7 protein-coding genes are annotated in these 13,447 nt (G+C 62.1%); 3 read left to right on the top strand and 4 right to left on the bottom strand.

What is annotated here, in order from left to right; genetic code table 11:
• The first annotated feature begins 157 nt into the window (after window positions 1-157).
• From B0G81_RS32980 to B0G81_RS32990, 3 genes are all read left to right on the top strand, one after another.
• The gene (locus B0G81_RS32980; protein WP_166679093.1) at window positions 158-1,489 is read left to right on the top strand and encodes a chloride channel protein; all 1,332 of its coding nucleotides are present in this window, start codon (window positions 158-160) and stop codon (window positions 1,487-1,489) included.
• 302 nt (window positions 1,490-1,791) lie between these two features.
• On the top strand, window positions 1,792-4,290 hold the full coding sequence (locus tag B0G81_RS32985) for a glucose/quinate/shikimate family membrane-bound PQQ-dependent dehydrogenase (RefSeq protein ID WP_134141242.1): 2,499 nt from the start codon (window positions 1,792-1,794) through the stop codon (window positions 4,288-4,290).
• Between the two features lie 344 nt (window positions 4,291-4,634).
• Complete coding sequence (locus tag B0G81_RS32990; RefSeq protein ID WP_134141244.1) at window positions 4,635-10,145, top strand: ATP-binding sensor histidine kinase; 5,511 nt, start codon at window positions 4,635-4,637, stop codon at window positions 10,143-10,145.
• Window positions 10,146-10,205: 60 nt separating this feature from the next.
• Here B0G81_RS32990 and B0G81_RS32995 read toward each other — a convergent pair whose 3' ends face one another.
• The 4 genes from B0G81_RS32995 to B0G81_RS33005 form a co-directional block, all read right to left on the bottom strand.
• On the bottom strand, window positions 10,206-10,547 hold the full coding sequence (locus tag B0G81_RS32995) for a response regulator (RefSeq protein WP_166679094.1): 342 nt from the start codon (window positions 10,545-10,547) through the stop codon (window positions 10,206-10,208).
• A 209-nt stretch (window positions 10,548-10,756) separates the two neighbouring features.
• On the bottom strand, window positions 10,757-11,404 hold the full coding sequence (locus tag B0G81_RS33000; protein ID WP_116116718.1) for a response regulator: 648 nt from the start codon (window positions 11,402-11,404) through the stop codon (window positions 10,757-10,759).
• Window positions 11,405-11,630: 226 nt separating this feature from the next.
• Window positions 11,631-11,759 carry a hypothetical protein gene (locus B0G81_RS45455; RefSeq protein ID WP_258193729.1) on the bottom strand — a complete coding sequence of 43 codons (129 nt, stop codon included), beginning with the start codon at window positions 11,757-11,759 and terminating at the stop codon, window positions 11,631-11,633.
• A gap of 54 nt (window positions 11,760-11,813) precedes the next feature.
• A complete protein-coding gene (locus B0G81_RS33005; RefSeq protein ID WP_134141248.1) occupies window positions 11,814-12,272 on the bottom strand; it encodes a hypothetical protein in 459 nt (152 codons plus the stop codon).
• Between the last annotated feature and the right edge of the window lie 1,175 nt (window positions 12,273-13,447).

The raw sequence follows: 13,447 nt of genomic DNA on the forward strand, positions 1-13,447 counted from the left end.
CGCGGGTTGCAATGCAAGCTTTGACAGTGCCCGGAAAGGCTCTCTGTTCGATATATGCAGCATGCGCATCAGTCGAGCTGAAAAATCAATTGGATTCATGCTGCGGCGCGGAATAAGATGGTCGCCATCCTACTCATTCCGCTTTTGTCGACGCACCATGTCAGTCAAATCAATCACTTCCGAGCGTGTACGCCGCGAGCGGAGTCCATTTGCCGTGGTCGCCGCTGTCACGCTGCTTACAGGCCTCGGTGCCGGGCTCGGCGGCATGCTGCTCGCGCTGCTGCTGCACGGCATCCAGCATCTTGCCTACGGCTACAGTGTGACGCAGGTGATCAGCGCCGAGAGTTTTCTGCAGGGCGTCAGCGCTGCCGCGCCCGAACGCCGCCTGCTCGTGCTGACCATCTGCGGCCTCGTCGCGGGGATCGGCTGGTGGGCGCTGTATCGGTTCGGCCGGCCGCTCGTGAGCATTCGCCAGGCCGTCAAGTCCGACGATCCGCAAATGCCCGTCATGAGCACGACGATTCACGCGGTGCTGCAGATCGTCACCGTGGCGCTCGGCTCGCCGCTCGGCCGCGAAGTCGCGCCGCGCGAAATCGGCTCGGCGTTGGCCGGCTGGCTGTCGCGCCGGGCGGGTCTGTCGGTCGCGCAGAGCCGGATCATGGTGGCGTGCGGCGCAGGCGCCGGTTTGGCCGCTGTCTACAACGTACCGCTCGGCGGCGCGGTGTTCGTGCTCGAAGTGCTGCTGGGCACGTTCGGCTGGCCCGCTTTGGTGCCGGCCATCGTGACCTCGTCGGTGGCCGCGCTGGTTGCGCAACTGGGATTGGGCAACGAGCATCAATACCTCGTCCCGTCGATGACGTTGAGCCCCACGCTGGTGGTCTGGTCCGTGGTGTGCGGTCCGATTTTCGGCGTGGCGGCGTGGAGCTTCGCGGAACTGATGAAGCGCTCGCGCGCGGCGGCGCCGAAGAACTGGCGCTTGCCGGTGTTGTCGCTGCTGAACTTCGCGATGATCGGGGTCCTCGCGATGCATTTCCCGCAGTTGCTCGGCAATGGCAAGGGACCTGCGGGGCTGGCATTCGACGGCGGCCTGACCATCAGTCTCGCCGCGATGCTGCTGGTGTTGAAAGTGGTGATTTCGGCGAGCAGTTTGCGCGCGGGCGCCGAAGGCGGGCTGCTCACGCCGGGACTCGCTAATGGCGCGTTGCTGGCGATCGTGCTTGGCGGCTTGTGGAGCCTCGTGTGGCCGGGGGCGTCGCTGGGCGCATTCGCGGTGGTCGGCGCAACGGCGTTTCTCGCTGCCTCGATGCAGATGCCGATCACGGCCGTGGTGCTCATGTTCGAATTCACCCGCGTGAGCCAGGACTTTCTGATTCCCGTGTTGTTTGCCGTGGGCGGCGCGCTGCTGGGTTTTCGTGCGTGCGCGAAGTGGGCGCCCGCGTTGCAGTCAAGCTTCGGGTTTGGCTGGAGTGATGCAAGCAGGGCGCGATAAGGCATGGTCGGCTCATCGTGACGCGGACGGCGAAAAAACGAAAGGAGAGCGAAAGGAAAGCCGGCGTGCGCCCCGCATTGATATACGCCAACTAGAACGACCGCAGGAGCGGTACGTTCTCGAAGCTCGCGACTCGGCGTGCTTCGTCCCGAGCGACGAGCCCGCGCGCCGGCTAATCGCGAATGCACAGTTACAGCAGATTAATGCGCACCTTCTGATATGCTTTTTCCCGTGCTCCGGCGTGGGAATTCGGCGTCGGTACCGACGGCAGGCGGTATCCACTCAAGAGGGTTGCGATCATCATGACCAGTCAGTCGAATTCCCGGGGCGTCATCGGCGTCATCACCTTGCTCTTCACCGTGCTCACCGCGCTTTATTTGTTGATCGGTGGCGCGTGGCTTCTTGCGGTCGGCGGCTCCGCCTACTATCTCATCACGGGCATTGTGCTGCTGGGCGTGGCCTGGCTGCTGTGGCGGCGCAGTCCCGCCGCGCTGGTGCTGTATGCGCTGGTGCTGATCGGCACGGCGATCTGGGCATTGATGGAGTCGGGTCCCGACTTCTGGGCACTCGCGCCGCGCTCCGGCGTGCTCGTTATCTTCGGCGTGTGGTTGCTGCTGTTCGTGAGTTGGCGGCTCGTCGGCGAGCGCAAGCTGGGTGTGGTGTCACTCGTCGTCGCGCTTGTGGCATGGGCGGGCGTGCTGGTGTACGCGAACTTCAACGATCCGCAACTGGTCAACGGCACCTTGAGTGCTTCCGCGCCCGCGAGCGGCGCGGGCGCCGGCAGCGGGATCGACCCCGCCGACTGGCCCGCCTATGGGCGCACCCAGGAAGGCACGCGCTACTCGCCTTTGCAGCAGATTACACCTGAGAATGTGAAGGATCTCCAGGTGGCCTGGACCTTCCGCACGGGTGACATGAAGGGGCCCAACGATCCTGTCGAGATCACCGACGAAGTCACGCCGATCAAGATCGGCGATCTGCTTTACCTATGCTCGCCCCATCAGATTCTGTTCGCGCTCGACGCGAAGACGGGCACGCTCAAATGGAAGTTCGATCCGAGGCTGAAGTCCGATCCGTCGTTCCAGCACGTGACTTGCCGCGGCGTGTCGTATGTCGATTTGTCGGCCAGCACAGCGGCGGCCGCGCCCGCGGCGGCGCCGGCGAGTGATACCACCGCAGCAGCAGCGGCACCGCCGAGTGATGCCACCGCAGCCGCTGCCACGTCTGCGAGCGATGCCGCCTCAACCACTGCCGCGCCAGCGAGCGATACCACCGCAGCCTGCACACGCCGCATCTACCTGCCGGTCAACGACGGCCACCTCTACGCGCTCGACGCGCTCACAGGCCAACGTTGCGACGGCTTCGCCAACCACGGCGACCTCGACCTCCAACACGCCCAGCCGGTCACGACAGCGGGCATGTACGAGCCCACCTCGCCGTCTATCATCACCAGCAAGGTGATCATTGTGGCGGGCTCGGTCGAGGACAACTTCTCGAACCGCGAGCCGTCGGGTGTCATTCGCGGCTTCGACGTGCGCACGGGCGAATTGCTCTGGGCATTCGATCCGGGCGCGAAGGATCCGAATCATATTCCGGGCGCGGGCGAGCACTACACGTGGAACTCGCCCAACTCGTGGGCGCCCGCTGCCTACGACGCGAAACTCGACATCGTCTATCTGCCGATGGGTGTCACGACGCCGGACATCTGGGGCGGCACCCGCACGCCGGAGCAGGAGCGTTACGCCAGCGGCCTGCTCGCACTCAACGCTTCGACCGGCAAGCTCGCCTGGTTCTACCAGACCGCGCACCACGATCTGTGGGACATGGACCAGCCGTCGCAGCCCACGCTCGCCGACATCACGGGCAAGGATGGCCAGACCGTACCGGTCGTCTACGCGCCTGCTAAAACCGGCAACCTGTTCGTGCTCGACCGCCGCACCGGTGTGCCCGTCGTGCCGGCGCCCGAAACGCCCGTGCCGCAAGGCGCCGCCCCCGGCGACCACGTATCGCCGACGCAGCCGTTCTCGCAGCTCACCTATCGCCCGTCGAAGAAGCTGACCGACGCCGACATGTGGGGCGCAACGATGTACGACCAGCTCATCTGCCGTGTGATGTTCCACAAGCTGCGGTATGAGGGCACGTTCACGCCGCCGTCGCTGCAGGGCACGCTCGTGTTTCCGGGCAACCTCGGCATGTTCGAGTGGGGCGGCATTGCCGTCGACACCGATCGCCAGATCGCCATTGCGAACCCGATCGCGCTGCCGTTCGTCTCGCGTCTGATTCCGCGCGGCCCCGGCAACCCAATGGAGCCGGTGCCGGGCGCCAAGGGCAGCGGCACGGAGTCGGGCATTCAGCCGCAATATGGCGTGCCGTACGGCGTGGTGATCAACCCGTTCCTCTCGCCGCTCGACTTGCCGTGCAAGCAGCCGGCGTGGGGCTACATCTCCGCGATCGATCTGAAGACCAATGAGATCGTGTGGAAGAAGCGTATCGGCACGACGCGCGACAGTTCACCGATTCCGCTGCCGTTCAGGATGGGCATGCCGATGCTGGGCGGCCCGATAGTCACCGCCGGCGGCGTCGCGTTTATCGGCGCGACGGCGGACAACTACATCCGCGGGTTCGACGTCAACAACGGCAAGCAGGTCTGGGAGGCCCGCCTGCCCGCGGGCGGCCAGGCCACGCCGATGAGTTATTCGATCGACGGCCGTCAGTACGTGGTGATCGCGGCGGGCGGCCATGGCTCGTTCGGCACGAAGCTCGGCGACTATGTGATTGCCTACGCGTTGCCACAGCAGTAAGGGGTACGCGCCGCCGCGGTTGCTCCAGTGCGGCTCGCCGGAAGGCGCCTGCCTCATGCAACGGCATGCCGCGCGCGCGGGAAGCGCGCCGCGCATGCCGTTTTTCTTGCGGTCCTTCTTTGCTTCGCGCCGGCTGCTGTTCAATAACTGGGACGGCCGCGCACGCGATAGCCGGGAAGGCGCGAAGCGCGGACAATAATTTCTAAATGGAATTCGCAGCCTTACAGCAACCTCTTTACGTGGGATCGAAGTGAACGCTATGCGCCAAGCTCCGGTCGACCGCGTTCTGCGTGGGACCGGAGCCAGTGCCGAAGCGCTGGTTCCGCTCGACAGTGGAGTCCGCCGTGGATCTCACCGGATACGAGTTGGAGCCGCTGCACGACGACGGCGACTTCTCTCTCTATCGCGCCAGGAGACCCCGCCATGCCGTCTCGGTGCTTGCGCTGGTCGTCACGCGCCCGGCCGCGCAGAGCATCACCCGGCTCGAGCACGAATACGGATTAGCCCCGCTGCTCGATGCCAGCTGGGCAGCTCGGCCGCTCGCGCTGTACCGGCGCAGAGAGCCGCCCATGCTGGTTCTCGACGACGACGGCGGCGAGCCTCTCTATCGCTTGCTGGGCCGTCCGCTGGAGCTCACGCGCTGGTTGCGCATTGCCGTCAATCTGGCGCGGGTCATCGGCCACGTTCACCGATGCGGGCTCGTTCACAAAGACATCAAGCCGGCGAATGTGCTCGTCGACGGGAACGGCAACGTACGGCTCACCGGCTTCGGCATCGCCTCGCAATTGCCGCACGAACATCAGCCGCCCGCGCCGCCGGAGATCGTGGCCGGGACCTTCGCGTACATGGCGCCGGAACAGACCGGCCGTATGAACCGCTCGATCGACACGCGCAGCGATCTCTACTCGCTCGGCGTCACCCTGTACGAGATGCTCACCGGCGCGCTGCCGTTCACCGCATCGGACGCGATGGAGTGGATTCATTGCCACATCGCGCGCAGGCCGACACCGCCAGGCGAGCGCGTCGACGCTCTGCCGAAGCCGGTCGAAGGGATCGTGCTGAAGCTCCTCGCCAAGGCCGCCGAGGACCGTTACCAGACCGCGGCGGGTGTCGAAGCCGACCTGCGGTCGTGCCTCGTGGCATGGGAGGCGCACCATCGCATCGAAGCGTTCCCGCTCGGTGCGCACGACGCATCCGACCGCTTGCTGGTGCCCGAAAAATTGTACGGACGCGAGGCGCAGATCGAAGCGCTCGTGACCGCGTTCGATCGTGTCGTGGGCAGCGGGGCGGTCGAACTGGTGCTGATCTCGGGCTATCCGGGCATCGGCAAGTCGTCGGTCGTCAATGAGTTGCACAGGGTGCTGGTGCCGCCGCGCGGCCTGTTCGCGTCCGGCAAGTTCGACCAGTACAAACGCGACATCCCTTATGTGCCATTTGCTCAAGCCTTCCAGACGCTCGTACGCAACCTGCTGAGCCAGAGCGACGCGGAGGTCGAGCCGTGGCGGCACGCGCTGATGGAGGCGCTGGGGCCCAACGCTCAGTTGATGGTGAATCTGATTCCCGAACTTGCGCTGATCATCGGCGAGCAGCCGCCGGCGCCCGTGCTGCCGCCGCAGGATGCGCAAAACCGCTTCCAGATCGTATTTCGGCGTTTTCTCGGCGTCTTTGCGCGGCCTGAGCATCCGCTTGCGCTGTTTATCGACGACCTGCAATGGGTCGATACGGCGACGCTGGATCTGCTCGCGCATCTGGTCACGCATCCGGACGTGAAGCACGTTCTGCTGGTCGGCGCGTACCGGGACAACGAGGTGGACGCATCGCACCCGTTTGCGCGCACGCTCGAGTCGATCAGCCACGCCGAAGGGAAGGTGCAGCAGATAGAACTCGCGCCGCTCACAGCGGAGAACGTCACGCAACTCGTCGCTGATTCGCTTCATTGCGACAGCGCGACTGCCGGCCCGCTTGCGCAACTGGTGCACGAGAAGACGGGCGGCAATCCATTCTTCGCGATCCAGTTTCTGACCGCACTCGCCGATGAAGACCTGCTCACCTTCGATCAGCGCGCCGCGGCGTGGCGCTGGGATCTGCCGCGCATTCGTGCGAAGGGCTTTACCGAGAACGTCGCCGATCTGATGGCCACGAAGCTGAGCCGCTTGCCGGCGCCCACGCGCGACGCATTGGGGCAACTGGCGTGCCTCGGCAACATTGCCGAAGTGATCGCACTGACGTGGGTTCAGGGCGGTTCGGAAGAGACGATGCACGCGAACCTGTGGGAAGCCGTGCGGATGGGGCTCGTTTTTCGCCTGGCCAATGCCTATGCATTCGCACACGACCGCGTGCAGGAGGCCGCTTATGCGCTAATCCCCGCCGACGAGCGTGCCGCCGCCCATCTGCGGATCGGCCGGGCGCTGGTGTCGCGGACCCCGTCAGAAGCGCTGGAAGATGCCATCTTCGACATCGTCAACCATCTCAATCGCGGCGCCGCACTGATCGTGACGGAGCCGGAGCGCGAACAGGCCGTTGCGTTGAATCTCATCGCGGGGCGGCGCGCGATGAATTCGACGGCTTACGCGGCCGCGCGCAGCTATCTGGCGCAGGGCGTGGCGCTGCTGTCGCCCGATGCATGGACGCAGCGCTACGACAGCACGTTCGATCTCTATCTCGCGTTTTCGGAGTGCGAATATCTGGTCGGCGATTTTGCGAAAGCCGACGCGCTGGCCGACATGATGCTCGCGAGAGCGCGCTCCAATCTCGATCGTGCAAAGGTCTTCAGCCTGCGGATCGAGTTGTATCAGCTCGCCGGGAGATATGACGAGAGCTTCATGGTCGCGCTGGTTGCGCTGCGCGATTTCGGCATTCTCTTTCCTGAGACCGATCAGGACATCCAGGCAGCACTCGACCATGCATTGCGGGACGTTCACGTCAATCAGGCCGGGCGCGCCATCGGCGAACTGGTTGAAGTGCCGGTGGCGACGGATCCTTCGATCCGTGCGATCGTCAACCTTCTCCTTCAGGCGATGAACTGCGCTTTCGCCGCGCGGCCCGCGTTCTATCCGCTCATTACCCTCAAGGCGGTCAACCTTTCCTTGCAGCACGGCAATACCGAGAACTCCAGTTTTGCTTACGGCAATTACGCGTTGATGCTGGTGTCCCTGATCGGCGATATCCCCACCGCGGTGCAATTTTCAGAGATGTCGCTCAAGCTCAACGAGAAGTTCGGCAATCGGCGCCTGAAAGGCAAGCTGTTGCATCTGTACGGCGCCCATGTCAATTTCTGGCGCTGCCACATTGCAGCTAATCTGCCGGTTCTCGAACGGGCCACCGCTGCGTGCCTGGAAGCGGGCGACCTGGTTTTCGCAGGCAACGTCGCCTTCAACGCGGTTTGGCAGACGATCGAGAAAGGAGCTACCCTCGAAGACGTGCAGACGCTCGCGGAAAAGTACGCGGCGCTCGCGCGCGAAAGTCACAACGACGCGGTGTATGAGTTGATCCGGGTCGAGCGGCAATTCGTCATCAGTCTTCGCGGCAAGACGACCGAACCGTTGAACCTGAACGACGAGACGTTCGACGAAGCAGCCTGCTTCGAGGCCATCATCAAATCGAATTTCGGCTGCGCGATCGGCGTGTATCGCATCATCAAGGTCATGCTCGCTTTTCTCGATGGCCGGTACGCCGAGGCATTGGAGGCGGCCGGCCGGGCGGAGGCGGTCCTCAGTTCCGTCATGGCATTGGCGATCGAACCGACCTTTCACTTCTTTCATGCGCTCATCATGACGGCGCTTTTTCCGCAGGCATCCCCGGAGCAGCAGCAAGTCTATAAGCCCGTTCTTGCAGCGAAACTCAGGAAGCTCGAAAGATGGGCTGAGCACTGCCCGGAGAACTATCAGAATCGCTACGCGCTCGTTTGCGCGGAGCTCGCGCGCGTGGAGGGCCGCGATCTCGACGCCATGCGCCTTTATGAACAAGCTGTCCACTCCGCTCACGAGAATGGCTTTCCACACCACGAAGGCATCGCCAACGAACTCGCCGGTCGCTTTTATCTAGGCAGCGGTCTCAGGACGAATGCCGATGCGTATTTGCGCAACGCGCGTCATTGCTTTGCCTTTTGGGGCGCGGAAGGCAAAGTCGCGCAACTCGACGCGGAGTTTCCCCGCCTTGCCAATCAGGACGGGAGGACGGCGACGTCGACGCTCAGCTTCGATTGGCGGCAGTTCGACGCCGCGACGCTGCTCAAGGCGTCGCAAGCCCTTTCCAGCGAGATCGAACTGGATGGCCTGATCGAGCGCCTGATGACGATAGCGCTGCAGACCTCAGGCGCCGACCGAGGCCTGCTAGTCGTGCCGCAGCAGCCGGACGGCTACCGGATCGAGGCGGAGGCGCGCATCGATGGACGCGGGATCGCGTTGAACCGGCCGCCGCTTGCCCATTGCGCAGTTCCCGCCGCCATTCTGCGTTACGTGATGCACACGCAAAAGAGCGTCATCATCGACGATGCCTTGACACCCAATATGTTCTCGCAGGACAGCTACCTGGCAAGTGGCGCGACACGCTCCCTGTTTTGCTTGCCGCTGGTCAGGCAGGGCACACTCAGCGGCCTGCTGTATCTGGAGAACACGGCCACGTCGCACGTTTTTACGGCACGCCGCTCCTCGCTGCTCGATTTGCTGGCGTCACAGGCGGCCATTTCGCTCGAGAACACGCGTCTTTATGCCGATCTTCAGGAGCGCGAGGCAAAGGTTCGGCGGCTGGTGGATTCCAATATCATCGGGATCCACATCTGGGATTTCGAAGGCAATGTTGTCGAAGCCAACGACGCTTTTCTGCGCATCGTGGACTACAGCCGGGACGATCTTGTCTCAGCGCGTATCCGCTGGCCCGATCTGACTCCGCCTGAGTGGCGTGATCTCGACGAACGGGTGAGGGCGGAATTGACGACCACCGGAAGCGCCAAACCGTTCGAGAAAGAATACATCCGCAAGGATGGCAGCCGCGTGCCCGTGCTGGTCGGCGCGGCAGCGTTCGGCGACCGCGAGGGGCAGGGCGTCGCTTTCATACTCGACCTGACCGACCAGAAGCAGGCGCAACAGGACGTGCGCGACAGCGAACGACGATATGTCGGACTCCAGATGGAGCTCGCGCATTCCAATCGCGTGGCGACGATGGGCCAGCTATCGGCGTCGATTGCCCACGAGGTGAAGCAACCCGTTACCGCAACCATCGCCTACGCCAGCGCGGCCTTGCGCTGGCTGGCGGCGCGCCCGCCGAATCTGGACGAAGTGCGTGAGGCGCTCAAGCGGATCGTCGCGGATGGCGGCCGCGCCAATAACATCGTCGACCGCACGCGCGCTTTCTTTAAAAAGGAGCCGCAGCGAAAAGACGGCCTCGACATCAACGAAACCATTCTCGAGTTGATCGCCTTCATGCGCAGCGAAGCTCGCAAGCATGGTGTCGAGCTGACCGTGCAACTGGCCGATGGGTTGCCGCAGATTCAGGGCGACCGGGTGCAGTTGCAGCAAGTCATGCTGAATCTGATGATCAACGCCCTTGAAGCGATGAGCGCCACGGATATCCGCGAGCGAGTGCTTCTGATCCGATCCGGCAGGTCCGGCGTCGACGAACTCTGCATCAGCGTGGAGGATTCTGGGCCGGGTCTCGACGCAGAGCATCTGGAAGGCGTTTTCGAAGCGTTCTTTACGACCAAACCCAACGGGCTGGGGATGGGACTGCCGATCTGCCGCTCGATCGTGGAAAGTCACGGTGGACGGCTATGGGTAACATCGAACGCAGCGGGAGGCGCCACGTTCCAATTCACGTTGCCCGCGCAAGGCAACCTGGCGCATCCGGGCAGCGCCTAGCGCGCGACGCGACCGCCACCGCGACGCGCACGCTGAAGAACCGACTGATTTTCAGCCGACTCACTTCTGCAATATCTCGCCGATCAGCGCGAGTAGCCGCGCATCATCCACTGGCTTCGAGAAGAAGCCGGAGGCTCCGCTAGCTTCGGCTCGTTCGAGAAGCGCTTGCGTCGCGTAGGCGGTAATGAAAATAACAGGAACAGGCCGCTTCCATAGCTTGATCGATTCAAGCAGCGCAAAACCGTCCATGCCGGGCATGTGAATATCCGCGACAACAAGTTTCAGTGCCGAGCGGCGCGTATCACCTAGAAGATGGCTGGCGGACTCGTAAACAATCACTTTCCAGTTTGCCGAACGAAGCAGACTGGATGTCGCCATCCGGACGAATTCGTCGTCGTCCACTACCCCAATAACTGCAGGAGAGCGCTTTGTTCTCATCTCGAGTCCGCAGGGCATCGAAAGGATTCAGAAAGGCTGAATCCTCTAGGCAAATTACAGGCCTACGGAACCGGCGACAATAAGACCTTAGAATGGTTTTAGTGACAGTTCGTATTAGACGCGGCTCGACCTGGCGCGGAAAGCGCGCGGTGAATCCGCATATTGCCGACGCCTCAGTGCAACGGCAGAACCTGTTGCAACTTCCTGACGACATCAGGCACTGAGCGCGCCTGCAGCTTATGCATCGCTTGCGCGCGATGGATCTTGACCGTCACTTCGCTCAGGCACAGGAGGTCGGCAATCTGCTTGTTCAACAGTCCGTCGGCGACCAACCTGATGACTTCCCGCTCGCGCGCTGTCAGCGAGTCATAGGTTTGACGGATGCCCGCCACGATCCTCTCCTGGCGTTTCAATTCGCCATCCCTTTTGAGCGCCGCGGCAATCGTGTCGATCAGATCCTGGTCCCTGAACGGCTTGGTCATGAAGTCGAAAGCGCCTGCTTTCATTGCCTTGACGGACATCTCGATGTCGCCATGCCCGGTCAGAAATATGACCGGAAATCGAATACTTTCCTTGAAGGGATCCTGCTGCAACGTCAGGCCGCTCGTGCCGCGCAGACGCACATCGAGAATGAGACAACTCGGCACGTCCGGCATGTCCGCGGCGAGAAAATCGTCGGCCGATTCGAATGCTCTCACGTGAATGCCAACCGACATGAGCAGGGAAGTTAGGGCGCCGCGAATGGACTCGTCATCGTCGACTACATAAACAAGCGAGTCCGGCAATGATTCTCTTCCCGCCCCAACATTGTCATGTTTCATCGCTCGATCTTCGAAAAGTTCGTCACGCTAAGCTGACGCCGATACTTTTCGTATAGTAAGCAATGCTCGCGCTTATCGCTACCTGTTGCGCATGGTCTTCGCTGGTTTCATTCCGTCGCTGTTATTTCGTTGCCGGGAAGCCTGGGCGGTCATCCGCAACGATGCTGTTTCTTCTGATGAATCGAGTGATGCTCGTGAAAGAAACACCCCGGATTGGCGGATTGAATCACTGCAGGCAGACGCGGCTCAGATCCACTGTCCGCCGGTACACGTTCTTGTTGAGCCATGGCACGAAGGTGTACTCGTCGTAGGCGTTGCTGCCGACATAAATCCAGTTGTGCAATACGCGAGACATATTCACCTCCTCAATCAAGTGCGTCGACGCGCAACCGCATTCCTGTCGAGGACGCTATCGCTCGCGTGAAAGTTTGTCTCGCGACGATGCGACGGCGAATGCCAATACGCACGCGGCCTTGCTGGAGCATTCGATCGAAGAAAAGATTGCTATCGCGAAGGAATGGTTGAATTCCATCGGTAGTGCGGGTGCGATGGCCAACACGCTCGCACCGCAGAGAAACGCAAACGTTCCGCGAGCGAAGCGTGCTTTGGCAACGGCAGCGAGACCGGTGCCGACCACGAGAAGCTTCGACAGGAGCAGGGCAAGCAGCCCGGCGTGAGCGTCGGTGCCGTTTAACTCCAGCGGCGCTTCAATGAGGGACCATCCACAGACGACAAGCACGAGTATTTTGAATACCCGCTCGGAGAGCGCATTCACGGTAGCGCTGTCGCTATGTATTTGGAGCGCTGTCGACTGGAGTGCATCGCCGTGCAAGCCGATCCCTGAATCTGCTGTTTCTCTTGCATTCACGACTCGCCCTCCAGGTGACGGCGCGCGAGACAGCCGTCTTGCCATGAAATTAAGGTACACGGCCTTGCAGATGAAAACCATTGTGCGAAAGGGTGGAGTTGCCTCTGAAAAAGCGTGGTGAACTCATACGGCCGTATATCCGATGGGACCGAAATCTGGTCTCGCGGATATCGACACGAGCAGACCGCGCGCCATCCGTGCGCAAAAACGAAGGCGGGGAAAGAATCGGGCCAATGCCGGAAACATTGCCGAGGAAAAAGAAAAAGCCCTTTTCCTGCGCGCGCATTCTGTTGAACCTTCAATGGCCGTATCATGGCTTCGGAGCAAACACGCAGACGCATGGATTGAGAGATGGACAAGCGGTAACCGTCCTTGGGCGTTTGAGTCACCGACCGTCTGTTCGGGTGCTTACCGTGTTGTTGCCGGCGGTGGCGTCCCATTCAACGAGAGTGAAACATTACGTTTCGATTCATAAGGAGCGCGGCCATGCTGGTTAGCCGAATCGACCCGTGGAGTCAAACGATACGACTGTTGTCGTCCGGATTTCGACGCGCCAATGTGGACGCTGGTGCGCAGTCCGTGCCGGAACGCGCGACATCCTGTGGTTTCGAGGCGACGCCAGATACGAGTCACTTACCTCATCTGAAGGTAAGTCTGATCGAGCGGACTACCTCGCTCACCGTGACCATTGCGTGGCGCGATTCCACGAGTTGCTTTTACGGCGCACAGGTCTGGCGGGTCGCGAACGCCAAGGTGTCAGGGACATGCGTGTTGAGCGGGCAACGGATCAGGCGCGGGGACCGCATATTCCATCCGCAGCGCTCGAAACCCTCGCCGGTCAATGCCCGCGCGATGATCCTCGAATCGGCCCTCAATGCGCTAGAGCCGTTGCAGATAAGCCCGATCTAGATTCTTTCATTTGCTAGTCGATTCGCTCCTGTATTTTCGCCCTCCCGAAGCACCACGACATCTCGCCACCACATGAAGCGTTGCGATCGCCGCGTCCTGAGACCGCGCAAAAGTTACCGGACGAGCATTCAGGCCGGATAGGTGCGCGCATCCGAACGTATTAGGCGGGCACGCGAGTGCACGATGCGTTACACCATATCGAACGATGGTGCCCCGCAGCGTTCGCGCTTACGCTTCATTCGTTCTCCGGCTGTTTGAATTGTCTC

It is taken from the genome of Paraburkholderia sp. BL6665CI2N2 (assembly GCF_004366535.1).
Lineage (GTDB): Bacteria > Pseudomonadota > Gammaproteobacteria > Burkholderiales > Burkholderiaceae > Paraburkholderia.